General features: G+C 66.7%; 22 protein-coding genes. 8 read left to right on the forward strand and 14 right to left on the reverse strand.

Annotation, left to right across the window (positions count from 1 at the left end; translation table 11 throughout):
• Positions 1-2: 2 nt before the first annotated feature.
• Positions 3-887, reverse strand: coding sequence for a phosphoribosylaminoimidazolesuccinocarboxamide synthase (locus tag HYG77_RS10190; protein ID WP_109327135.1), 885 nt, complete (start codon positions 885-887; stop codon positions 3-5).
• Positions 888-1,079: 192 nt separating this feature from the next.
• Here HYG77_RS10190 and HYG77_RS10195 point away from each other — a divergent pair, with 192 nt between their 5' ends.
• The 5 genes from HYG77_RS10195 (at position 1,080) to HYG77_RS10215 (ending at position 7,129) form a co-directional block, all read left to right on the forward strand.
• The gene (locus HYG77_RS10195; RefSeq protein ID WP_109327134.1) at positions 1,080-2,522 is read left to right on the forward strand and encodes an MDR family MFS transporter; all 1,443 of its coding nucleotides are present in this window, start codon (positions 1,080-1,082) and stop codon (positions 2,520-2,522) included.
• Between the two features lie 147 nt (positions 2,523-2,669).
• On the forward strand, positions 2,670-3,812 hold the full coding sequence (locus tag HYG77_RS10200; protein WP_208962579.1) for an isochorismate synthase: 1,143 nt from the start codon (positions 2,670-2,672) through the stop codon (positions 3,810-3,812).
• The gene (locus tag HYG77_RS10205) at positions 3,809-4,582 is read left to right on the forward strand and encodes an SDR family oxidoreductase (RefSeq protein WP_208962580.1); all 774 of its coding nucleotides are present in this window, start codon (positions 3,809-3,811) and stop codon (positions 4,580-4,582) included. Before HYG77_RS10200 ends, HYG77_RS10205 begins: the two co-directional genes overlap by 4 nt.
• Positions 4,583-4,613: 31 nt before the next feature.
• Entirely contained in the window at positions 4,614-6,266 is a 1,653-nt protein-coding gene (locus HYG77_RS10210) for a (2,3-dihydroxybenzoyl)adenylate synthase (protein ID WP_208962581.1), read from the forward strand.
• 83 nt (positions 6,267-6,349) lie between these two features.
• The gene (locus HYG77_RS10215; RefSeq protein WP_208962582.1) at positions 6,350-7,129 is read left to right on the forward strand and encodes an NRDE family protein; all 780 of its coding nucleotides are present in this window, start codon (positions 6,350-6,352) and stop codon (positions 7,127-7,129) included.
• On the opposite strand, the gene HYG77_RS10220 is transcribed toward HYG77_RS10215, so the two are convergent.
• The 6 genes from HYG77_RS10220 to HYG77_RS10245 form a co-directional block, all read right to left on the reverse strand.
• Positions 7,122-7,535, reverse strand: coding sequence for an HIT domain-containing protein (locus tag HYG77_RS10220; RefSeq protein WP_109327128.1), 414 nt, complete (start codon positions 7,533-7,535; stop codon positions 7,122-7,124). The two genes, HYG77_RS10215 and HYG77_RS10220, sit on opposite strands and share 8 nt — an antisense overlap.
• A 77-nt stretch (positions 7,536-7,612) precedes the next feature.
• Positions 7,613-9,034: an adenylosuccinate lyase gene (gene purB / locus HYG77_RS10225; RefSeq protein ID WP_208962583.1), complete on the reverse strand. Its 1,422-nt coding sequence runs from the start codon at positions 9,032-9,034 to the stop codon at positions 7,613-7,615.
• 22 nt (positions 9,035-9,056) lie between these two features.
• Positions 9,057-9,686 (reverse strand): TetR family transcriptional regulator, encoded by a 630-nt coding sequence (locus HYG77_RS10230; protein WP_208962584.1) that lies wholly within the window; start codon positions 9,684-9,686, stop codon positions 9,057-9,059.
• Positions 9,687-9,762: 76 nt separating this feature from the next.
• Positions 9,763-10,188, reverse strand: a complete 426-nt coding sequence (locus HYG77_RS10235; protein WP_109327125.1) for a DUF1707 domain-containing protein — start codon at positions 10,186-10,188, stop codon at positions 9,763-9,765.
• Positions 10,189-10,261: 73 nt separating this feature from the next.
• Positions 10,262-11,428, reverse strand: a complete 1,167-nt coding sequence (locus tag HYG77_RS10240) for a pyridoxal phosphate-dependent aminotransferase (RefSeq protein WP_208962585.1) — start codon at positions 11,426-11,428, stop codon at positions 10,262-10,264.
• 23 nt (positions 11,429-11,451) lie between these two features.
• Positions 11,452-12,360, reverse strand: coding sequence for a LysR family transcriptional regulator (locus HYG77_RS10245; RefSeq protein WP_208962586.1), 909 nt, complete (start codon positions 12,358-12,360; stop codon positions 11,452-11,454).
• A 119-nt stretch (positions 12,361-12,479) separates the two neighbouring features.
• Between HYG77_RS10245 and HYG77_RS10250 the strand changes: the two genes are divergently transcribed.
• Positions 12,480-13,853 carry an MFS transporter gene (locus tag HYG77_RS10250; RefSeq protein WP_109327122.1) on the forward strand — a complete coding sequence of 458 codons (1,374 nt, stop codon included), beginning with the start codon at positions 12,480-12,482 and terminating at the stop codon, positions 13,851-13,853.
• Positions 13,850-14,602, forward strand: a complete 753-nt coding sequence (locus HYG77_RS10255; RefSeq protein ID WP_208962587.1) for a 3-hydroxybutyrate dehydrogenase — start codon at positions 13,850-13,852, stop codon at positions 14,600-14,602. The genes HYG77_RS10250 and HYG77_RS10255 overlap by 4 nt, the downstream gene beginning before the upstream one ends.
• Positions 14,603-14,677: 75 nt before the next feature.
• Here HYG77_RS10255 and purD read toward each other — a convergent pair whose 3' ends face one another.
• The 3 genes from purD to HYG77_RS10270 form a co-directional block, all read right to left on the reverse strand.
• On the reverse strand, positions 14,678-15,931 hold the full coding sequence (gene purD / locus HYG77_RS10260; protein WP_109327118.1) for a phosphoribosylamine--glycine ligase: 1,254 nt from the start codon (positions 15,929-15,931) through the stop codon (positions 14,678-14,680).
• A gap of 102 nt (positions 15,932-16,033) precedes the next feature.
• Positions 16,034-18,028 (reverse strand): glycosyltransferase family 39 protein, encoded by a 1,995-nt coding sequence (locus HYG77_RS10265; protein WP_208962588.1) that lies wholly within the window; start codon positions 18,026-18,028, stop codon positions 16,034-16,036.
• Positions 18,025-19,269 (reverse strand): bifunctional glycosyltransferase family 2/GtrA family protein, encoded by a 1,245-nt coding sequence (locus tag HYG77_RS10270; RefSeq protein ID WP_208962589.1) that lies wholly within the window; start codon positions 19,267-19,269, stop codon positions 18,025-18,027. Before HYG77_RS10270 ends, HYG77_RS10265 begins: the two co-directional genes overlap by 4 nt.
• Positions 19,270-19,409: 140 nt before the next feature.
• Between HYG77_RS10270 and HYG77_RS10275 the strand changes: the two genes are divergently transcribed.
• Positions 19,410-19,835 (forward strand): HIT family protein, encoded by a 426-nt coding sequence (locus HYG77_RS10275; protein ID WP_109334881.1) that lies wholly within the window; start codon positions 19,410-19,412, stop codon positions 19,833-19,835.
• Between the two features lie 10 nt (positions 19,836-19,845).
• Here HYG77_RS10275 and HYG77_RS10280 read toward each other — a convergent pair whose 3' ends face one another.
• From HYG77_RS10280 to HYG77_RS40655, 4 genes are all read right to left on the reverse strand, one after another.
• Positions 19,846-21,228: a HAMP domain-containing sensor histidine kinase gene (locus tag HYG77_RS10280; RefSeq protein ID WP_208962590.1), complete on the reverse strand. Its 1,383-nt coding sequence runs from the start codon at positions 21,226-21,228 to the stop codon at positions 19,846-19,848.
• Positions 21,229-21,296: 68 nt separating this feature from the next.
• Positions 21,297-22,013, reverse strand: coding sequence for a response regulator transcription factor (locus HYG77_RS10285; RefSeq protein ID WP_208963345.1), 717 nt, complete (start codon positions 22,011-22,013; stop codon positions 21,297-21,299).
• A gap of 117 nt (positions 22,014-22,130) precedes the next feature.
• Entirely contained in the window at positions 22,131-22,310 is a 180-nt protein-coding gene (locus tag HYG77_RS10290) for a hypothetical protein (RefSeq protein ID WP_159919517.1), read from the reverse strand.
• A 270-nt stretch (positions 22,311-22,580) separates the two neighbouring features.
• Positions 22,581-22,703: a hypothetical protein gene (locus tag HYG77_RS40655; RefSeq protein WP_268962540.1), complete on the reverse strand. Its 123-nt coding sequence runs from the start codon at positions 22,701-22,703 to the stop codon at positions 22,581-22,583.
• Positions 22,704-22,805 lie beyond the last annotated feature (102 nt).

The following is a 22,805-nucleotide window of genomic DNA, read 5'->3' on the forward strand; positions in this document are numbered from 1 at the left end:
GCTCAGCCCACCCACTCCGCGAACGACAATCCCGAAATGCGCTCGTACGCGTCGATGTAGCGTTGCCGCGTTGCCGCGACGATCTCCGCGGGAAGCGGCGGCGGCGGCGTGTCGGACGCGCGGTCCCAGCCCGACTCGGGGCTGGTGAGCCAGTTACGGACGAACTGCTTGTCGAAGCTCGGCTGCACCTTCCCGGCCTCGTACCCGTCGGCCGGCCAGTAGCGGGACGAGTCGGGTGTGAGGACCTCGTCGGCGAGCACGAGGTTGCCCTTCTTGTCGAGGCCGAACTCGAGCTTGGTGTCGGCGAGAATGATCCCACGGTCGGCGGCGAAGTTGGCTGCTCTGCCGTAGATGTCCAGGGTGTCGTCCCGCAGTTTGATCGCCAAATCTTGACCGACCTTGTCGACCACGACGTCGAAGGTGATGTTCTCGTCGTGCTCCCCCAGCTCCGCCTTGCTGGCCGGGGTGAAGATCGGATCAGGGAGCCGGCTGGCCTCCACCAACCCCTCGGGCAGGGGCACCCCGCACACCGAACCGGTCTCGTTGTAGTCGATCAGGCCGGAACCGGTGAGGTAACCGCGGGCGACACATTCGATCGGAACCATCTCGAGCTTGCGCACCACGAGTGCGCGGCCGAGGACCTCCTCGGGGATGCGACTGTCGTCGGGCTCACCCGCCAGATGGTTGCTGCCACCGAGCACACCGAAGAAGAAGACACTCATCGCGGTGAGTACCCGGCCCTTGTCCGGAATCGTGGTACCGAGAACGTGGTCGTAGGCGGAGATGCGATCGCTCGCGACCAACAGCAGGTGCTCGTCGTCGATCGTGTAGAGGTCGCGGACCTTGCCACCGGCCAGATGGGCGTAGGAATCGAGTGAGGGGCGCACGGTGAGCCAGCCTATCGGTCCTGCCGGACAGACCGGGCGCTGACCTTGCGGCGCTCACAGCGTTCCGGGGTCGATCGTTGCGCTCTACCGTGAGGTCGGGCCCCTGAGCCGACCGCGCGGAACACCCTCCTGAGCCATGTCGTTACCGTGGGTTACGACACGATGTGATCCCAGGTACGAATCAGGTGAGCAATGACAACCGACACAGCGCCCGTCGATGTGGGGTTCCGGTCGGAGCGCGGTCCGGTACTCGTAGCGCTGATGCTCACGACATCCCTGGTTGCCCTCGACGCCACCATCATCTCCACCGCGGTCTTCACCATCGTCGGCGATCTCGGTGGATTCACCCAGTTCCCCTGGCTCTTCTCCATCTATCTACTCACCCAGGCGGTGTCCGTGCCGATCTACGGCAAACTCGCCGACATCTTCGGCCGGAAACCGGTCATGCTTCTGGGGATCGGCCTCTTCGCGCTCGGGTCGGTCCTCTGCGGGCTTGCCTGGAGCATGCCGGCACTCATCGCCTTCCGCGCCGTGCAGGGTCTTGGGGCAGGCGCGGTCCAGCCGATGAGCATGACCATCGCCGGCGACATCTACACGCTCGCCGAACGTGCGAAAGCGCAGGGTTACCTCGCGAGCGTGTGGGGAATGTCGGCGGTGGTCGGACCGACGCTGGGCGGCGTGTTCTCCGAGTATCTGTCGTGGCGCTGGATCTTCTTCGTCAACATTCCGCTCTGCCTCCTGGCCGCGGTGATGCTGATCCGCAACTTCGACGAGAAGCGGGCGCGGACCCGCCGGTCCATCGACTACACGGGGGCCGGACTGCTCGCCGTGGGCGCAACGCTCCTCATTCTGGGCCTGCTCGAAGGCGGCCAGGCCTGGGCGTGGAGTTCGCCGGTCAGTCTGGGCATCTTCGCCGCCGGCGGCGTGTTCCTGTTCGTCTTCGTCCTGGTGGAACGGCGAGCCGCGGAACCCATCCTCCCGCTGTGGGTGTTGACGCGACGAGTCCTCGCCGCGAGTAGCGTCGTCTCGCTTCTGGTCGGCGCCATCGTCCTGGGCCTCACCACGTATGTGCCGACCTTTGCCCAGGGTGTGCTCGGGACGGGCGCGTTGGTGGCCGGGTTCGCACTGGCCACCCTGACCATCGGCTGGCCGATCGCCGCGTCGCTGTCCGGGCGTGTGTACCTGCGCTTCGGATTCCGGGTCACGGCCACGGCGGGCAGTTTGCTGGTCGTCGCGGGTACCGCCCTCACGACCATCCTGTCCATCGAGTCGGCGGTGTGGCAGGTGGCGCTCTGCTGCTTCGTCATCGGCGGCGGGATGGGCCTCGTCGCCAGCCCCACCCTCATCGCCGCGCAGGCCAGCGTCGACTGGTCGGAGCGCGGTGTCGTCACGTCCACCAACATGTTCGCCCGGTCTATCGGCAGCGCCGTCGGGGTCGCCCTCTTCGGAGCCCTCGTCAACGCCCGCCTCGGCGGCACCGAGGACCCCGCCCGCGCCGATCTCGCCGAAGCCCTGCACCTGGTCTTCGTAGCCGCCCTCGGCGCCGCCGTGATTCTCGTGCTCGCTGCCGTGGCGATGCCGAAGAAATCCGCCGCTGCGCCTGCGCCGAGTACCGCGCCGCCGGCCGGCGAATGACGGTCGCGTCGGGCCCCCGTTGCGAAAGCCTGCCCTCCCCGCCGCGTGCGGGTGACGTTGACCAGCATCGAAATCGGCACCGAACCAAAGGTTAGGCTAACCATATAGTCTGACGTGAGTTCGCCGGTTATCGAGAGGGGATCACACATGGAATCGACGGCAGTCGCCGAATCCGCCGACATCGGAGCGGATTCACCGTCGAGCACACCGTTCATCCTTTCCCGCCCCCACGGCACGGTCGTTGCCGTGGGAACCCGCGCGCAGTACGACTCCACCGTCGCGGCAGCCGAGGCGCTGCGCGACGGCCGCGCGACCGCGATAGTCGGCGCGCTCCCCTTCGACCCCGAACACCCGTCCGCACTCGTCACGCCGCAGTCGCTGAAACACGAATCCGGGAGCTGGAACGGCGAATACCGCGAGCTCCCGCGCATCCGGATCGGACCAGCGGCCCCCATGGAGGCCGAGCACGTCGCCCGGGTGGAAGCCGCGCTACGCGAATTGCATTCGCCGGACAACACTCTGGAGAAGGTGGTCCTCGCCCGGTCACTCACACTGCACGCGGACGAACGTCTGCACCCCCATGCATTGCTCGCCCGACTGGTCGCACACGACCAGGGCGGCAACGGTTTCAGCGTCGCTCTGGGCGCGGCTGGAGACGCCTGGTCGGGAAAGCACCTCGTCGGTTCGAGTCCCGAGGTGCTGATCCGGCGCCGAGGAGACGCGGTGAGCTGCCACCCCCTGGCCGGTTCTGCGCCGCGCCGCAGCGACCCCGAGTCGGATCGTCGGACAGGTGAAGGTCTCGCCGCGTCCGAGAAGAATCTGCGTGAACACGCGCTGGTCGTCGACGCGCTCCGGGCGAGCCTCGCACCGCTGTGCACTGAACTCGACATCCCCGACAGTCCGTCCCTCACCCGCACCCCCCACCTCTGGCACCTGGGCACACCCGTCTCGGGTCGGTTGCGAGACCGCTCGGTCACAGCCCTCGACCTCGCCGTAGCGGTGCACCCGACACCCGCCGTCTGTGGCACTCCCACCGACGCCGCACGCCGGCTGATCGCCGAACTCGAGGGCGACCGCGGCTTCTACGCCGGAGCGGTGGGCTGGACCGACTCCGACGGGGACGGCGAATGGATGGTCGGCATCCGGTGCGCCGAGATCGACGCCCGCGGCACCACGATCGTCGCGCACGCGGGCGGTGGCATCGTCGCCGCATCCGACCCTCACGACGAACTCGCCGAGACGACAACGAAATTGGGGACGATCCTGGCCGGTTTGGGAGTGGAGTTGTGAGCGACGGAGTCACCCTCGTCGTCGGCGCGGCACACGGTATCGGGCAGGCCACCGCCGTCACTCTGTCCCGGCGAGGTCATCGCCTGGCGCTGCTCGACCGCGACGGCGACGGGTTGCGCAGCACTGCCGCCCTCCTGGACCGGTCGCCGCTCGACACCGAGGTCGTCGACATCCGCAACTCCGACGCCGTCACAGAATCCGTACGACACATCGAGGACCGGCACGGCCCCGTCACCGCACTCGCGCACGTCGCCGGAATACTCGAAACCGGTTCGATACTCGACGCCGATCCCGCGAGCTGGCAACGCGTCTTCGACGTCAATGTCACCGGACTGGTCAACGTGCTGAGGGCCGTCGGAATCGAAATGCGCCAGCGCAGAAAGGGTTCGATTGTCGTGGTGGGCTCCAATGCTGCCGGCGTGCCGCGCACAGGAATGGGCGCGTACGGCGCATCCAAGGCCGCAGTCGCGATGATCGTCCGGGTCCTCGGACTCGAGTTGGCCGAGTACGGGATCCGCGCCAACATCGTGGCACCGGGTTCGACCGACACCGCCATGCAGCGGTCGCTGTGGTCCGACCCCGCCGACGACGAGGGGGCCCGCGCCGCGATCGACGGCGATCTCGCATCGTTCAAGGTCGGCATCCCCCTGGGCCGGATCGCGGACGCCGCTGACATCGCCGATTCCGTCGAATTCCTGCTCTCCGATCGCGCGCGGCACATCACCATGCAGGCCCTGTACGTCGACGGCGGCGCCACCCTCCGGGCGTGAGACCGAACAGCAAGTTGCGGAAGGACTTTCGATGACCACGAGCCTGCGCGCGCCCCTCTCCGACACCACCGGATATCCCGCCTCCTTCGCCGAACGGTATCGGCAGGCCGGTTACTGGACGGACGAGACGTTCCAGCAGTTTCTCGGCGCACGCGCAGCGGAGTTCGAGGATGCCGTTGCGGTGGTGGGGCCGGACGCCACCGGAGGCGATACGAGCCTCACCTACCGCCAACTCACCGACCGCGCCGGTCGATTGGCGGCCGGACTTCTCGAGTCGGGCATCCACCCCGGTGATCGGGTCGTCGTGCAGTTACCGAACATCGTCGAGTACGTGGAAGTGGTCTTCGCGCTCTTTCGCCTCGGCGCGTTGCCCGTGTTCGCCTTGCCCGCGCACCGCGAGCACGAGGTCTCCTACTTCTGCAGTTTCACCGACGCGGCCGCATACATCGTCACCGACCGGCACTCCGGTTTCGATTACCGCGCACTGGCCCGCCAGGTGGTGTCGTCTTCGGAACAGCCGCCGACGGTGATCGTCGCCGGAGACGCGCAGGAATTCGTTGCGCTCGACGATCTGCGGGGCTCGATGCCGATCACCGTCGAGTCGCCGGTCGACGCGGAGTCGGTGGCCTTCCTGCAACTGTCGGGTGGCACCACCGGGGTGTCGAAACTGATTCCTCGCACGCACGCCGACTACCTCTACTCGGTGCGCGAATCGGCTCGCGTCTGTGGCGTCGACGAGCACACCCGCATGCTCGTTGTTCTGCCTGCTGCGCATAACTTTCCGATGAGCTCGCCCGGCATCCTCGGTGTCCTGCACGCAGGCGGTCGCGTAGTGCTGGCACCGGATCCCAGTCCCGACACTGCCTTCGCCCTCATCGAGCGTGAAGGCATCACCATGGTGTCGCTCGTCCCACCGCTGGCACTGGCATGGTTGGCGGCCGCCGCCCGCACCGAACGTGACCTGTCGAGTCTCGAGGTGATACAGGTCGGCGGCGCAAAATTCAGTGCCGAGGCGGCCAAGCGGGTGCGGCCCGAACTGGGATGCACAGTGCAGCAGGTGTTCGGTATGGCGGAGGGCCTCGTCAACTACACGAGACTCGACGACCCGGAGAGCATCCTCGTCTCCACGCAGGGCAGGCCGATCAGCCCCGACGACGAGGTGCTCGTCGTCGACGAGCACGACGTACCCGTTGCCGTCGGCACCTCCGGTCACCTGCTCACCCGCGGCCCGTACACCATTCGCGGTTATTACCGCGCACCCGAACACAATTCGACGGCGTTCACCGAGGACGGTTTCTACCGCACCGGTGACATCGTTCGCCTCACCGACGACGGATACCTCGTCGTCGAGGGCCGGGCCAAGGACCAAATCAACCGCGGTGGCGAGAAAGTAGCCGCAGAGGAGGTAGAGAACCATCTTCTGGCACATCCCCGCGTCGCCGACGTCGCAGTGGTGTCGATGCCCGATCCCTACCTCGGCGAACGCACCTGCGCCTTCGTCGTCGTCCTCGGCGAACAACCGACGCAAGGAGAACTCAAGAAATTCGTGCGCGGCCGCGGCCTCGCCGAGTACAAGGTCCCCGACAAGGTGATGTTCGTCGAACACTTCCCGGTCACAGGCGTTGGCAAGATCAGCAAGTCCGAACTGCGCCGAGCCCTGGAGAAGACGCTCGCGACACCGTAGTCTGCGCTGTCGTAGTGCCTCGCTTCGCGATGGCAGGTGCTGTCGAAATACTTCGGGGTCCAGCGCACACTACTGTCGGAAGCATGTGTCTGGTCCTGTTCGCGTGGCATACCCACCCCGACCTTCCCTTGGTCGTGGCAGCCAACCGCGACGAGTTCTACGCCCGCCCCACCGAGCCGCTGCACCGCTGGGACGAGGGTTTCGTCGCCGGCCGGGACCTCCTCGCGGGCGGCACCTGGATGGGAATCAGTGACGGATTACGGTTCGCGGCCGTGACCAACGTCCGCGATGGGTCCCCTGCGGCCGGGGCGTTGTCCCGCGGGCGGCTGCCCGTCGATTTCCTCCTCTCCGAGGACTCGGCGGCCTTTCATGCCGACAGCGTCGCCGCAACCGGCAGTGCGTACGGCAGCTTCAACCTGCTCGTCGCCGACCGGGAGGAACTGTGGTGGTCCACCAACCGGCCGCACGGCCGCCGGCAGCGTGTCGAACCCGGCATCCACGGGTTGTCCAACGCCGAACTCGACACCCCATGGCCGAAGGTCACCGAGGGCACCCGCGCGTTCGGCGCCGCCCTCGCCGCCCTCGCCGCCGACGACGGTAAGCCGGACGCCGACCTCGAGGCGTATTTCGCCGTCCTCGCCCAGAGCGAGCCGGCACCGTGGGAGTCGCTGCCCGACACCGGGGTCGGGCCGGACCTCGAACGGGCACTGTCGTCGCGTTTCATCCACTACGGCGAGTACGGCACCCGGGCGTCGACCGTCCTCCGTGTCCGCTCGGACGGCACTTACGACATCACCGAACGCCGCTTCGATCCGAACGGGGTCGCCGGCGAAGTCCGGTTCGACTCGGCACAGGTCAGGTAAGCGACGATCGGATGACGCCGGCAGTTTGCTCCAGCGCCATCCGGCTGGGCGACGTCGGCATTCCGCGCAACCCGAATCCGTCACCGTTCGTGCGGGGAACGACGTGGAGGTGAACATGGAACACCTCCTGACCGGCGGCGATTCCGTCGGCCAGGAAGAGGTTGACGCCATGGGCGCGTAACGACCCGTGCCGCAACGTGGTTGCGATCCGCTGTCCCGCGGTGAACACTGCGGCACCATCGGCGGGGTCGAGGTCGGACAGTCCGGTCGCGTGCCGCTTGGGAACCACCAGCAGGTGTCCGGGGGTCCACGGCCGGATGTCCATGAACGCCATCACCTCGTCGTTGTCGTATACGACGCTGGCTTCGGCGCGACCGGCGACAATTTCGCAGAAAGTGCAGTTCATGGGGTAGGCACCTCCGGTGCTTGTGAGTGGTTGACGAGTCCCTGCACTCGTTAACCACTCACGGGCGGCGAAGCCGCCTACAGGATCGGGGACGGCTGGTAGGCAGCCGCCTTGGGGTTGGCATCGACGAGCTTCTGTACCTCGGTCACCACTGCGGCCACCTGAGCTTCGGCCGCGCCGATGAACGCCTTCTTGTCGGCGAGCGCCTCGTCGAGGGCTGCCCGGTCGAGGGGCAGCCGGTCGTCGGCGGCGAGCCGGTCGAGGAGGTCGGGTTCCTTGCCCTGCTCGCGCATGGCCAGTGCGACGGCGACGGCGTGTTCCTTGATGACCTCGTGCGCGGTTTCGCGGCCCACACCGGCCCGCACGAGCGCCATGAGGACCTTGGTGGTGGCGAGGAACGGCAGGTACCGGGTGAGTTCCTTCTCGATCACGGCCGGGTAGGCGCCGAATTCGGCGAGCACGGTGAGGAACGTTTCGATCAGTCCGTCGATGGCGAAGAATGCGTCCGGCAGGGCGACCCGGCGCACCACGGAGCAGAACACGTCGCCTTCGTTCCATTGGGCGCCTGCGAGTTCTGCGGCCATCGACGCGTAGCCGCGGAGGACGACCTGCAGTCCGTTGACACGTTCGCAGGAGCGGGTGTTCATCTTGTGCGGCATCGCGGAGGACCCGACCTGGCCGGGTTGGAAGCCCTCGGTGACCAGTTCGTGCCCGGCCATCAGGCGGATGGTGTGGGCGAAGGAGGACGGCCCGGCGGCGACCTGGACCAGCGTGGACAGCACGTCGTGGTCGAGCGAGCGCGGGTAGACCTGCCCGACACTGGTGAAGACGTGAGCGAAACCGAGGTGCTGGGCCACCTTCCGCTCGAGGGTGTCGAGTTTGGCGGCGTCGCCGTCGAGAAGGTCGAGCATGTCCTGCGCGGTGCCCATCGGACCCTTGATTCCGCGCAGCGGGTAACGGTCGATCAGTTCCCGTAGCCGGGTGAGGGCGACGAGCAGTTCGTCGGCGGCGGAGGCGAAGCGCTTGCCGAGGGTGGTGGCCTGCGCCGCCACGTTGTGCGAACGGCCGGCCATGACGAGGCCGCTGTACTCGGCGGCACGCTCGGACAGCCGTGCGGCCACCGCGACACCGTGTGCGTACACGTGCTCGAGAGACCGCAGGATCTGCAGCTGTTCGACGTTCTCGGTGAGGTCGCGGCTGGTGAGACCCTTGTGTACCTGCTCGTGACCGGCGAGTGCGTTGAATTCCTCGATGCGGGCCTTCACGTCGTGCCGGGTGACCCGTTCGCGGGCGGCGATGGAGTCGAGGTCCACCTGATCGATGACCCGCTCGTAGTCGGCGAGCGCCTCGGCCGGCACGTCGATCCCGAGTTCCGCCTGGGCACGCAGCACCGCGAGCCACAGCTGGCGTTCGAGCACGATCTTGTGCTCGGGCGACCACAACTCGACGAGTTCAGGGCTGGCGTAACGGTTGGCGAGGACGTTCGGGATGCGGGTCACGAGACTTCAGTTTACGGCGGCGCTAGAGGTGAACGTGGTCCGGCCGGTCCAGCGCCGGCGCGACGAGGTCGACGACGTCGAGCAGCATGGCCCGGGCGAGCCCACGAAGGTCGGGGTCGTGCTCGCCGAGGGCAGTCACCACGGCGCCGTCCACGGTGGCGACCAGGCGACGCAGTTGTCCTTGCCGCACGTCACGGTCGGAACGACGCAGGGCCTCGGTGAGGATGTCGTCGAGCTGTGCTCGCAACCGCAGCTGAACCTCGCGTAGTTCGGGTCGCCGCGCGCACGCGGTGAGCCGCTCGTACCGGCAGATCAAGCGTTCGCGACTGTCGTCGGTGATCAGTACCGGCCCGACGAGTAGTTCCACGAGAAGGTCGACGGTGGACTCGCGACCGCGACGACGGTGGGTGACGTCCTCTACCCGCGCCCGCATGACGGTGAGGTCGCGTTCACCGTTGCACTCGACGGCCTTCGCGATCAGCTCTTCGAGCGACGCGAAATAGTAGGTGGTCGATGCCAGCGGAAGGTTCGCGCGCGCGGCCACCGACCGGTGCCGCACCGCTTCGAAGCCGCCCTCCAGAAGCAGGTCGGCGGCAGCGTCGACAAGCGCCTGTCGGCGCCGTTCGCCCTTGGGAGTTGCCGCTGTCGACACCAATTCATCCTGCCAGCCGGGGGTGCCGCACCAGAGCGGATTGGGCTACAGACCGCGAAGTTTGCGCCGGGCGAAGTCACCAGGCTCGGCACGAACGGCGACCGAGGTGATGCCGTGCGAGGACGAGCCAGATGATCGGAAGGAAGACGAGAGGCGGCACGCGGACAACGAAGACCCACAGGACCGCGGCGAGCACCGCGATCACGAACAGCAGCGTGCGCAGGGCCGCGGCCTCGCGTCCCGGATCCCGGCGGCTCGGCTCCGGCTCGTACTCGACTTCGGTCCCGAAGCGCTGTTCGCCCGGAAGATCCGCGAACAGAGGTGCGAGGTCGGCTGCGGTCTTGGCGAGGTACGCCTGACGGACCCGGGAATCGAACTCGTCGGTGTCGAGGCGGCCGGCCGCAAAGTGTGCGGCGAGTGCCGTTGCGGCCTGCTCCCGCTCCAAGGTTCCTATGCGGAGTCCACCAGGAGTGGAAGGGTCTGGGTTGCTGATTTCGCTCATGGTTTCGCCTTTTGCCCGCGTGCGCCGCAACACTGTAATCCTGGTCATAGTGTAGGCCGACTTCGGTCGATCGCTAGAGCCAGCGCCGCAAGCGGATCAGCGCTTCCCGCACTTCCGCGGTGGACCCGGCGAACGAGAGACGGATGGTCCTGTTCCCGTGGACGGTGTCGAAGTCGATGCCGGGTGCCAGTGCCAGACCCGTGTCCTGCAGCAGTCGCGAGCACCACTGCGTCGACGTGTCACCATGGGCCCCACCGAGAAGGTGACCGATGTCGGCGTACACGTAGAACGCACCGTCCGCGGGCGCCAGCTCGGTGATACCCAGTTCCGGTAGCCCCGTGAGGAGCAGTTCGCGGTTCACGGCGTAACGCTGGACGTGCGAATCGAGTTCGGCCCGCGACTCCGGTGTGAACGCCGCGATCGCCGCGTACTGCGAAATCGCCGGTGGGCACACTGTCATGTTCGACGCCAGGCGCTGCAGGGCGCCCCTCAGCCCGGCGGGTACCAGCATCCACCCCAGCCGCCAGCCCGTCATCGAGAAGTACTTGGACACCGACCCGACGACGACGGATTCCCGCGACGTCTCCCAGGCGCTCGCCATCGTCTGCCCGCCGTATCCGATGCCGTGGTAGATCTCGTCGGATATCAGGAGGGTGCCGTGGTCGTCGCACCACCGAGCGAGACCCGCCAATTCTTCGGGATCGATCACGGTTCCGGTGGGGTTGGCGGGACTCGCGACGATCAGACCGGCCGGGGGTTCGGGGAGCGCCTCGAGCATCGCGACCGTCGGCTGGAACCGGGTGTCGGCACCGCAATCGAGTTCGACGACGTGGCAACCGAGGGCGGCGAGGGTATTGCGGTACGCCGGGTAACCCGGGCGAGCGACGACCACGGTGTCGCCCGCATCGAAAGCGGCGAGGAACAGCAACGTGAAGGCTCCGGAGGACCCCGTGGTCACCACCACGTCCTCGGCGTCGACGTCGATACCGGATTTGGTGGAGTGGTACTCCGCAATCGCGTCGCGGAGTCCCAGGATCCCGAACGTCTCGGTGTAGCCGAGCAGGTGTCCGTCGAGGACCTGCCGGGTGGCGCTCAGCACGGGCTTCGGCGCCGGGGTCGAAGGCTGACCTGCTGCGAGAGTCAGCACGTCCCCGTGGGTCCGTTCGCGCTCGGCGGCGGCCTTCCACACGTCCATCACGTGGAAGGTCTGAATGTCGGATCGCTGAGATTCGGAGCGCACCCCTCGACGCTAGCGTGACGCCGTCAACGCCCGGCCAACGCGTCCCGTTGGGACTCGACCGTCTCGCGGACGGCAGCCACGACTGCAGCCACCTCGGGTCTGCGGAGCGATTCGGGACGTGCGACGAGCCAGTACGCGAGCGTCGCCTCCACCTGTCCGGGCAGCACGCGAACGAGGTCGTCGTGACGATCGGCCATGAAGCACGGCAACAGCCCGATCCCCGCGGCGGCGCGGGTGGCCTCCACGTGGACGAACACGTTGGTCGAGGTCACCGACTCCCGCATCGATACGGTGAGCCGGCGCGCGAGGTCCAGTTCGTCGACCTGCAGCATCGAGTCGATGAAGTACACCAGGGAATGGTCGGTGAGTTCGACGACGGTCCGCGGAGTGCCCTTCCGCACGAGATACGACCGCGACGCATACAGACCGAGGGTGTAATCGGCCAGCCAGACGGCCTCGGCGCGGTGCACCTGCGGTTTGCCCACGACCACCTCGATGTCGAGACCCGAACGGTGCTGGGAGGCCCGGCGCGTGACGGCGACGATCTCTACGGACACCTCGGGGTGCCGGCGGCGAATCAACGCGCCCGCGGGTGCTGCGATGTACGCACTGAACCCGTCGGTCGCCGACACTCGCACCACGCCTTTGAGGCCGTCACCACCGCCTGGCTCGGCGACGAGGCCGTGCACAGCGGCTTCTACCCGCTCGGCCGCGGTCAGGGCCTGCTGTCCCAGTTCGGTGAGTTCCCATCCGCCGGCGGCCTTCACGAGTACGCGACCGCCGAGGGTTTTCTCGAGGTTTGTGATGCGCCGGGAGATGGTGGTGTGATTTACACCGAGGTCGTCGGCCGCGGTGTTGAAGCGGCCGGTGCGTCCCACCGCCAACAGCACAAGCAGGTCATCTGCGCTGGGCATGGACGTTTCGGAAGTCATGTCTGCATATTTGCACACGGGGGTTGCATCATGCGCCATTGTGTGCGCACAAATATGCATCAATACTCGGCAGGCAACACTCGATGTGTCCCCAGTCACAGGGCAGCAAGGAGCGGCAGATGAGCGTCGACGAGACACTACGCACGGAAGAGACCCCACCGTCGGGGCTGAAGAAGGTGGTCGGCGCGTCGATGGCCGGCACCGTGGTCGAATGGTACGAGTTCTTCCTGTACGGCACGGCGGCAACCCTGGTCTTCAGCAAAGTGTTCTTCGCGGCCGGAGACAACGAACTCGACGCCATCATCGCGGCCTTCGTCACCTACGCGGTCGGTTTCGTCGCCCGACCGCTCGGCGGCATCGTCTTCGGCCACTTCGGTGACAAGTTCGGCCGCAAACAGCTGCTGCAGTTCAGCCTCGTCCTCGTGGGCACCGCCACCTTCCTCATGGGCTGCCTGCCCACCTTCGCTCAAATCGGTTACTGGGCGCCGGCGTTACTCGTCACGCTTCGCTTCATCCAGGGCTTCGCGGTCGGTGGCGAATGGGGCGGCGCGGTGCTGCTCGTCGCCGAGCACAGCCCCAGCCGATCGCGTGGGTTCTGGGCTTCCTGGCCGCAGGCCGGCGTTCCGGCCGGCAACCTCGTGGCCACCGTCGTACTGCTCATCCTGACGACGACCCTCCCGGACGCCGCCTTCCTGAGCTGGGGCTGGCGTGTGGCCTTCTGGCTCTCCGCCGTGATCGTCCTGGTCGGCTACTACATTCGCACCAAGGTGACCGATGCGCCGATCTTCCTCCAGGCCCAGAAGGATGCCGAGAAGATCAAGGAGACGTCGTTCAACGTCTTCGAGGTGGTCAAACGCTACCCGCGCGGCGTGTTCACCGCGATGGGACTGCGGTTCGGCGAGAACGTCATGTACTACCTCGTCGTCACCTTTTCGATCACCTACCTCAAGGTGGTGGTCCACACCGACACCGCGCAGATCCTGTGGTGGATGCTGATCGCGCATGCGGTGCACTTCGCGGTCATCCCGCTGGTGGGACGGTTGTCCGACAGCATCGGCCGCCGCCCTGTTTACATGATCGGTGCCCTGACCGCGGGAACCTGGGGTTTCTTCGCCTTCCCGATGATGAACAGCGGCCACAACGCCGTCATTCTCGGAGCCATCGTCATCGGCCTGGTGTTCCACGCCTTCATGTACGCCGGCCAGCCCGCGATCATGGCGGAGATGTTCCCCACCCGGATGCGCTACTCGGGTGTCTCCCTCGGCTACCAAGTGACGTCGATCGTGGCCGGCTCTCTGGCCCCCATCATCGCGGCGACCCTGTTGAACAGGTACCACTCCTCGGTCCCCATCGCGATCTATCTCGCGATCGCCTCGCTCATCACCGTCGTCGCCGTGATCGTCGCCAAGGAGACCAAGGGCATCTCCCTCGAATCGATCGACGCGGCCGACGCCCGTACCCTGGCCGCGGAAAAGGCCGGAGCGCCGGCATGACCGCCCGCGACCTCTCCGGCCGCACCGCACTCGTCACCGGTGGTGCGAGCGGAATCGGTGCAGCATGCGCGCGACACCTGGCCGCACGTGGAGCACAGGTCACCGTCGCAGACCTCGACGATGTCGCGGCCAAGACGCTCGCCGAGGAGATCGACGGAAGCGCCTGGCACGTGGACCTTCTCGACACCGATCAGCTCGCCGATCTGCGCCTGAAGACAGACATCCTCGTCAACAACGCCGGTATCCAGACCGTCAGCCCCATCGAGGAATTCCGCGTCGACGATTTCCGCCGGATCCAGACACTGATGGTGGAGGCACCGTTCCTGCTCATTCGTGCCGCTCTCCCCCACATGTACGCGCAGGGATTCGGTCGGATAGTGAACGTATCCTCCGTGCACGGACTTCGGGCTTCGGCATTCAAGGTGGCGTACGTGACGGCCAAACACGCGCTCGAGGGCATGTCCAAGGTGACCGCCCTCGAGGGTGGCCCGCACGGCGTGACCAGCAACTGCGTCAACCCCGGTTACGTGTCGACGCCGTTGGTGCAGAAGCAGATCGCCGATCAGGCACAGCTGCACGGCGTCAGTGAGGCCGACGTAGTCGAGAAGGTGATGCTCACCGAGAGCGCGATCAAACGGCTGGTGGAACCGGCCGAGGTCGCATCCCTCGTCGGATGGCTGGCCTCAGCGGACGCCGGTATGGTCACCGGCGCGTCGTACACCATCGACGGCGGGTGGACTGCGCGATAGCCAATCGGCCCGAAAGACGTGCACCCCTGGAATACTCCGGGGTGCACGTCTTTCAGTACTCGAACGGGAACAGAACTACGGGATGGCGATACGCCCCTCGACTGCGGCTAGCCCGATGTCCTTGCGGAAGTGGCTGCCGGGCAGCTTGATTGCGGCGATCTTGGCGTAGGCGTCCTCGCGTGCTTCGCTGAGGTTCGCGCCGACCCCGACGACACTCAGTACACGCCCGCCTGCCGACACCACCTGTCCGTCGACGAGCTTCGTGCCGGCATGGAGCACGCCCTCCCCGTCGGCGCCGCTGATCACGTCACCCGTGCGGGGCGTCGCCGGATAATGTTCGGCCGCCACCACCACGGTGACCGCCGAACCGTCCTGCCATTCGAGCGGCGGGACCTGATCAAGCGTGCCGGTGGCCGCCGCGTTCAGCAGCTCACCCAGCGGACTCTTCAGCAGGGCGAGTACCGCCTGGGTCTCGGGGTCGCCGAAGCGGCAGTTGAACTCGACCACGGCGGGGCCATCCTTGCCGATCGCCAGACCGGCGTACAGCAAACCGCTGAAAGAGCTGCCCCGGGCGACGAGCTCCGCCGCGACCGGCTTGACGACGTCGTCGACGATCTGCGTGACCATCTGCTCGGGCAGCCACGGCAGCGGGGTGTACGCGCCCATGCCGCCGGTGTTGGGTCCGGTGTCGCCGTCGCCGACGCGCTTGTGGTCCTGGGCCGGGAGGAGCGGCACCACGGTGTCGCCGTCGACGACGCAGAACAGCGACACCTCGGGGCCGTCGAGGAACGATTCGAGGAGGACCGGGTGCCCGTTCTCGAGCAATTCGGCGGCGTGATCGCGGGCGGCGTCCCGGTCGGTGGTGACCACGACGCCCTTGCCTGCCGCGAGGCCGTCATCCTTGACGACCCAGTTGGGTCCGAAGCGGTCGAGTGCTTCGTCCAGCTTGGCGGGAGAATCGACGATCTCACTGTGCGCGGTCTTCACACCGGCGGCGGCCATCACGTCCTTGGCGAACGCCTTGGAACCCTCGATGCGCGCGGCGTCGGCCGACGGGCCGAAGCAGGCGATTCCCGCAGCGCGGACGGCGTCCGCAACACCCAGAACCAGCGGGACCTCGGGGCCCACCACGACCAGGTCGGCTTCGACCTTCTTCGCGAGATCGGCGACGGCCTCCCCGGAGGCGATGTCGACGGAATGCTGCTCGGCGATCTTGGCGATCCCAGCGTTCCCGGGAGCGCACATCAGGGCAGTGACACCCGGATCGCGAGCGAGGGCGAGGAGGAGGGCATGTTCACGGGCTCCGGAGCCGATAACGAGTACGCGCACGGTGTCAGCGTACGGGCCGCGTAATGCCACCGGTGAGGGTGGCCGGGAACACCCCCTGTGAGTACTTCTTAACACCGGGCGGTTAACAAGTACTCACGGCTGTCAGTCCGTGAGGTCATACAGCGTCACTCCGTCGACCGTGACGGCGGTGAAGTTCTCCTGCACCCAGGTGGTGATCTCCGACGCCGTGCCGCCACCACCCATTCCCCCTCCGCGACCGCCGGAAATGAAGTAGTGGATCTCACCGTTGGTCACATACTGCTGAAACTGCTCGAGCGTGGGTGACGGGTCGCTCCCGTTGAAACCGCCGATCGGCATCACCGGATCCTCCGTGGCCAGCTGGTACCCCGCCGCGCTGTTGGAGCCGATTGCCGCGGCCACCCAGGTGTAGTCGTCGGCGTTCACTTCGAGGAGCCCTACCAGTTCGGCGCTCGGGGTACTGCCGGAGAGTAGGCCGCCGGCGGCCCCAGCCCCACCTGCGGCTCCAGGAGGCGCTGGGGGTGGTGCCGTGCCGGCTCCCGTGCGTCCAGGTCCGTCCGTTCCGGCCGGCCGGACCATTCCGCCCGGACCTCCACGGCCTCCGACGACGGTGGGTCCGGCCGAGACGATCGAGCCGGTGTGCGGGGTGGCGATCGTGTCGATCGCATAGGCGGCCGGTCCGGCGAGCCCCGCGAACAGAGCCGCCAGGACGGTTGCGACTGCGATGCGACCCCGGGTCGGCGCCGGGATCAGAAGTGCGAGGGCGGACACGACACCCACCGCGACCACCGCCCATTTCACCCACGGCACGAACGACGCGGTGCGGCCGAGCAGGATCCAGGACGTGGCAACGGTGGCCAGCACTGTCGCGGCGAGCACCGCCCTCACCCACAGCGCGTCCCGTCGACGCCACATCGTCACCGATCCGATCGCTACCAGGGCGGCCACGGCCGGTGCGAGCGCGACCGTGTAGTAGGCATGGAAGATGCCGGCCATGAAGCTGAAGGTCAGTCCGGTGACGAGTAGCCAGAGACCCCAGACGAGGAACGACGCGCGCTGGGTGTCGACACGAGGCGCCCAGCTGCGCACTACGAGTCCGGCGACCAGCAGAATCAGCGCTGCTGGGATCAGCCAGGCGATCTGGCCGCCCTGAGCGGACTCGAACATCCGGGTGATGCCCGTGCTGCCCCACATTCCGCCGCCAGGCATACCGCCGTCCATCGCGGCTTCCGCGGCGCCACCCATGGTGGTGGCCGCCACGCCGCGGCCGGGAATGACACTGCCCGTCTCTTCGCCGTTCAATCGGCCGAGTCCGTTGTATCCCAGCGTCAGTTCGAGGATCGAGTTGTTCTGCGAGCCACCGATCCACGGGCGCGACGACGCCGGCCACAATTCGACGGTGAGCAGCCACCAGCCCGCGGACACGATCATCGCGCCGAGTGCGGCGAAGCACTGGGCCAGGCGCGTGCCGAACTTCGGGGGTCCCGCGATCAGATAGGTCAGGGCGAGCGGCGGAACGACGAGCATCACCTGAAGCTGCTTGGTGAGGAAGCCGAATCCGACGAATACACCGGTCAGCACCATCCAGCGGGTGCGTCCGTCCTCTACTGCCCGCAGCATCGCCCAGACGGAGGCGATCATCAGGAGCACGAGCAGGGCGTCGGGGTTGTTGAAGCGGAACATGAGCGCGGCAATGGGCGTCAGCGCGAACACGAGGCCGGCGAGCAGACCGGCCGGGGCACCGAACCACCGCTTCACCGTGGCGTGCAACAGGGCCACCGAACCGACGCCCAGAAGCGCTTGCGGCACCAGCATGGCCCAGGAACTCAAACCGAAGGCCCGGACCGACAATTCCATGACCCACAACGACATCGGAGGCTTGTCGACGGTGATGGAATTGGCGGCGTCCGAGGAGCCGAAGAAGAAGGCCTTCCACGATTCCGACCCGGCCTGGACCGCGGCAGCGTAGAAGGAGTTGGCCCATCCGGAGGCGCCGAGCCCCCACGTGTACGCGACCGCGGTTCCCACCAGAAGGGCGCCGAGCGCCCACAGTTCCCAGCGTTTACGTACCGGTGGTCCGGCCGTTTCGACCTTCGGTGCGTCGAGAGTCGTGGTCATGCAGAAGCTCCTTCGGTTCGAGCGTTCCGGAACACCCAGCGAAGGGCTATGAAACGGCTGACGGTGGCGACGAGGTTGGCGAGCACGAGCACAGCGAGTTCGACGTGCTTGGACGCGTCCGGGGCTGCCGAGTGCAGAACGAACAGTGAACCGCTGGTGAGGAACAATCCGAAGGCGAACACGAACAGGCCCTGCAGCTGGTGTCGGGCGACGCCTTCGGAGCCGCGCACACCGAAAGTGAAGGCGCGGTTCGCGGCCGTGTTGAGGACGGCGGTGACGAGAAGCGAGACGGCGTTGGCCCACTGTGCACCCATCAGTGGATGCAGAATCAGGTACAGCAGCGCATAGGCCAGGGTGGATGCCACTCCTACCACCGCGAATCTGACCAGCTGCCCGACCATTCCGCGCGGCACCCCCGGAACGAGCGGCTCACGACCGAAGCTGGCGCGAAGGCCGCCCAGCGGCAACGAGCCCGTGGACAGGGCGCGGCCCACCCGCCAGACCCCCTTCATGTCGGCGACCGCGGTCGCGACGATGTCGACCCGGCTGTCCGGGTCGTCGACCCAGTCGACCGGGACTTCGTGGATGCGGAGGCCGGCACGCTCGGCGAGGACCAGCAGTTCGGTGTCGAAGAACCAGCCGGTGTCCTCGACCAGGGGAAGTAGACGCTGGGCTACGTCGGCCCGCATTGCTTTGAAGCCGCACTGTGCGTCCGAGAAGCGTGCGTGCAGTGCGCCGCGGAGGATCAGGTTGTAACTGCGGGAGATGAACTCGCGTTTCAGCCCTCGCACCACCCGGGACGAGCGGACGAGGCGGGAGCCGATCGCGACGTCGGAATGCCCGGACAGCAGAGGGGCGATCAGCGGCATGAGGGCGTTGAGGTCAGTCGACAGGTCTACGTCCATGTAGGCCACGACCTCGGCGTCCGATGCAACCCACACCTCCCGCAGCGCGCGGCCGCGCCCCTTCAGGTCGAGGTGGACGACGCGCACGTCGCGGACTTCGGTGGCGAGCCGTTCCGCTACGGCGAGGGTGGCGTCGACGCTGGCGTTGTCGGCAATCGTGATGCGGGCGGAGTAGGGAACATTGTCGTCGAGGTGCCGTCGCAGCCGCCGTACGCAGTGGTCGAGGCCGGCCTCCTCGTTGTACACCGGCACGACAACGTCCAGCACGGGCGCGGTCGGCGAGGTCTCTGTTCGTAACGGTGCACCCGATCCGCGGGAGAGGGAGTTCGTCGTCATGCGTCCCAGATTCGGCCCGAACTCTCCGGCCTCCCTGGACACCGCCTGGCAGTTTCCTGTGCGCTTCGCGCCTGTGAGTACTTGTTAACCGGGGATGGTTAATAAGTACTCACGGGCGGCGAAGCCGCATAATGGCGGCCATGGGATCTGTATTCAGCGCCATCATCAACGGAGATCTACCCGGAAGGTTCGTGTGGGAGGACGAGGATGTCGTCGCGTTCCTCACCATCGCACCCATCACACAAGGCCACACCCTCATCGTGCCCCGGAAAGAGGTGGACCACTGGCAGGAGGTCGACGGTGAGCTGTGGGCCAAGGTGATGGATGTGGCCCGCATCGTCGGGCAGGCTGTGCGCCCGGCGTTCGACGCGCCCCGTGCCGGACTGTTGATCGCCGGACTCGAGGTCCCACACCTGCATGTGCACGTCTTCCCGGCATACGACCTCGGTGATTTCAACATCAGCAATGCAAATCCGGATCCGTCTCAGGAGTCGCAGGACGACGCTATGACGAAGCTCCGCGGCGCCCTCCGCGATCTCGGATACGCAGACAACGTTCCCGACTGAGACATGTGATCTAGAGCGCCCGGGGCAGTTCCACCCGGAAGGTGGCGCCCTCGCCCGGCCGGCTGTCGACGGTCACGGTGCCCTGGTGCGCGGCCACGAGCGCCGCCACGATCGACAGGCCGAGTCCGCTTCCCCCACTCTCTCGGGTGCGGGACGCGTCGGCTCGGTAGAACCGTTCGAATACCCGCGCCGCATCGTCTTCGCTGAGACCCGGGCCGGTGTCGGTTACCTCCAGCACGACCCGGTTCTCCGTGGTCTGCAGTCGAACCGTCACGTCCGCGGTCGCGGGAGTGTGCTTGACGGTGTTGGTAAGTAGGTTGCCGAGCACCTGCCGCAGCCGCGCCTCGTCACCGAGGACTTCGGGGGTTCCCGGTCCGGAACCCACTTCCAGGGCGAAGGAGCGTTCGGGCGCCACCGCGCGGGCAGCATGCACGGCGTCGGACACCACGGACAGCAGGTCGACCGGCCGATTCTCGAGGGGCCGCTGGGCGTCGAGCCGAGCGAGCATGAGTAGGTCCTCCACGAGTAGACCCATCCGGGAGGCCTCTCCCTCGATACGGCTCATCAACGTCTCGGTGTCGGTCATCGCGCCCTGCCGATACAGTTCGGCGAAACCGCGAATTGTGGTCAGCGGGGTACGCAATTCGTGGCTGGCGTCGGCGACGAATTGCCGCATCTTCTCCTCGGAGCGGCGGGCCGACTCCTCGGACGCTTCTGTTGCGGCGAAGGCATGCTGAATCTGGGCGAGCATCCCGTTCAGGGCAACCGACAACCGTCCGATCTCGGTGCGGTCGTCGCGCGCGGGGACACGCCGATGGAGGTCGCCGGCAGCGATCGCGGCGGCGGTCTCCTCGACTTCGCCGAGGGGACGCAGGCTGCGGCGGACGACGAAGTACGCGACGACGCCCAACGCAATGAGCACCACCGCGCCGATGCCGAGTTGCAGGACCACCAATTGGTTCACCGTGTCGTCGTTCTCGGTGAGTGTCACCGCCACCGTCGTCTGGGTGCCGCTCGCCGCGGTGGTGGTGAGCACACGCCAGCGGACATCGGATCCGTCGGTGGAGCCGACCGTCATGGGACCCGAAGAGGGATCGGCAGGAATTGCGGGCGCGCTGGTCTCGTCGTTGATCTGGAAGAGCACCGTTCCGTCCGGGGACACGGCGCGGACATAGAACGGGCTGGGCGGTCGTCCCGGGTTCGGCTCGTCCGGGGGCGGGAGCGGACGCATTTCCCGCGGCTTGGCCCACCCTTGCGCGGCCTCGCGGAGTTGGTGGTCGATTCGGCTCGTCAAAGAATTCTCGAGCGCCGACGTCACCGCGACTCCCGACGCCAGGAGACCGAGTGCCGCGAGCAGCAGCACCGCACTTACCAAGCTGACCCGCAACGGCATCGACCGCACCCACCACCGACCCGCGTGCCCGGCCGGCGCGACAGAATTCTCTAGTGCGGGTGGGGCGGTCATCGCCGCGGTTCGCGCATCACGTACCCGACGCCCCGAAGGGTGTGAATCAGCGGCGTCTCCCCGGTGTCCACCTTGCGACGCAGGTAGGAGACGTACGACTCCACCACCCCGACCTCACCGCCGAAGTCGTAATTCCACACGTGGTCGAGGATGCGCGGCTTGCTGAGAACCGTGCCTGCGTTCACCATGAAGTACCGCAGCAGGGTGAACTCGGTGGGCGACAGCGATACCAGTTCGCCCGCTTTCCATACCTCACGTGTGTCGTCGTCGAGTTCGATGTCGGCAAACGTGATGCGCGCCGACTGTTCCTCGACCGACACCTTGCCGGATCGACGGAGGATCACACGCAGCCGTGTCACCACTTCTTCGAGACTGAACGGCTTGGTGACGTAGTCGTCGGCGCCGAGTGTGAGGCCGCTGATCTTGTCCTCGACCGCGTCCTTTGCGGTAAGGAAGAGAACCGGCGCGTGCACGCCATCCGCGCGTAGCCGCTGGAGCATCCCGAACCCGTCCATCCCCGGCATCATGACGTCGAGAATTACGGCGTCGGGCCGAAAGGTGCGCGCCGTATCGAGACCTGCCGCGCCGCTCGACGCGATCGCGACCTCGAAACCCTGAAAACGCAGGCTGACGGACAGCAGTTCGAGGATGTTCGGTTCGTCGTCGACGACGAGAACTCGGGCTTCGATGGGCTTCTCATTCACGGAACCCATCATCACGCGGGACGCTGGATCATCGCTGTCGGTTCCCTGGGAAGTTCCTGTGAGCGTCCCAGGGAACCGAGCGGGCGGGCGGTGCGCCCGTCGTCAGCAGACGACGAAGCCCCCTTGTCAGTTGACGACGATGTTGAGGTTGAGGACTACGCCACCGAACGTCAGAATCGTGTTGGCCAGACCGAGCGTGACACCGCTGTTGAGTGCGCCGAGTAATCCGAGCATCATGTTCTCCATCATCTCCCCCTGTGCCAGGGCGGACTTCCGTGTCGAGCCGATTACGCGCGTTGCTTGCACGTTGTCGAGAACAATAGGTGAACCGTCGCAAATCTGTGGCGACACTCGCATTGGATTTTCCCGAAATTTCTCACCGAGACTTTTTCGGCGAAAAGAGCCGAGATTCGAGAGCGATGAGCAAGGATGGGAAAGTTGTGCCTTCCGCAGGCTGGGGCGCCCCGGGTACACGGCGGCCCCGCCGCAGGAGACGCGGCGGGGCCGTCGATCACAGATGTGGTGAAAGTAGGTGTCCTGCTGTCGGTCCGACAGCTGTCGACGTCGACCGGTTTCTCAGCCGACCACGTTCAGGTTGAGAACCACTCCCCCGAACGTCCCGATAGTGTTGGCAATCCCGAGTGTGAACGCGCTGTTGATTGCGGCAAGCAGTCCGAGCATCATGATATGCCTCGTCATCGTCGGTGGAGTGCGCACGGAATTCACGCATTGTGCTCGACAATAAACAAGCAGGCCGCGATCCGCTGAGTTATTCGGCGCATTCGCCGGCGTGAACCCGAC

The organism is Rhodococcus sp. ZPP (genome assembly GCF_017656075.1).
Lineage (GTDB): Bacteria > Actinomycetota > Actinomycetes > Mycobacteriales > Mycobacteriaceae > Rhodococcus_F > Rhodococcus_F oxybenzonivorans.

What these genes read in the sequence shown, in the direction of transcription:
- HYG77_RS10195 (WP_109327134.1), top strand. Translation starts at nt 1,080, where the DNA reads ATGACAACCGACACAGCGCCCGTCGATGTGGGGTTCCGGTCGGAGCGC.
- HYG77_RS10200 (WP_208962579.1), top strand. Translation starts at nt 2,670, where the DNA reads ATGGAATCGACGGCAGTCGCCGAATCCGCCGACATCGGAGCGGATTCA.
- HYG77_RS10210 (WP_208962581.1), top strand. Translation starts at nt 4,614, where the DNA reads ATGACCACGAGCCTGCGCGCGCCCCTCTCCGACACCACCGGATATCCC.
- HYG77_RS10215 (WP_208962582.1), top strand. Translation starts at nt 6,350, where the DNA reads ATGTGTCTGGTCCTGTTCGCGTGGCATACCCACCCCGACCTTCCCTTG.
- HYG77_RS10220 (WP_109327128.1), bottom strand. Translation starts at nt 7,535, where the DNA reads ATGAACTGCACTTTCTGCGAAATTGTCGCCGGTCGCGCCGAAGCCAGC.
- HYG77_RS10235 (WP_109327125.1), bottom strand. Translation starts at nt 10,188, where the DNA reads ATGAGCGAAATCAGCAACCCAGACCCTTCCACTCCTGGTGGACTCCGC.
- HYG77_RS10245 (WP_208962586.1), bottom strand. Translation starts at nt 12,360, where the DNA reads ATGACTTCCGAAACGTCCATGCCCAGCGCAGATGACCTGCTTGTGCTG.
- HYG77_RS10250 (WP_109327122.1), top strand. Translation starts at nt 12,480, where the DNA reads ATGAGCGTCGACGAGACACTACGCACGGAAGAGACCCCACCGTCGGGG.
- HYG77_RS10255 (WP_208962587.1), top strand. Translation starts at nt 13,850, where the DNA reads ATGACCGCCCGCGACCTCTCCGGCCGCACCGCACTCGTCACCGGTGGT.
- HYG77_RS10265 (WP_208962588.1), bottom strand. Translation starts at nt 18,028, where the DNA reads ATGACCACGACTCTCGACGCACCGAAGGTCGAAACGGCCGGACCACCG.
- HYG77_RS10270 (WP_208962589.1), bottom strand. Translation starts at nt 19,269, where the DNA reads ATGACGACGAACTCCCTCTCCCGCGGATCGGGTGCACCGTTACGAACA.
- HYG77_RS10275 (WP_109334881.1), top strand. Translation starts at nt 19,410, where the DNA reads ATGGGATCTGTATTCAGCGCCATCATCAACGGAGATCTACCCGGAAGG.
- HYG77_RS10280 (WP_208962590.1), bottom strand. Translation starts at nt 21,228, where the DNA reads ATGCCGTTGCGGGTCAGCTTGGTAAGTGCGGTGCTGCTGCTCGCGGCA.
- HYG77_RS10285 (WP_208963345.1), bottom strand. Translation starts at nt 22,013, where the DNA reads ATGGGTTCCGTGAATGAGAAGCCCATCGAAGCCCGAGTTCTCGTCGTC.
- HYG77_RS40655 (WP_268962540.1), bottom strand. Translation starts at nt 22,703, where the DNA reads ATGACGAGGCATATCATGATGCTCGGACTGCTTGCCGCAATCAACAGC.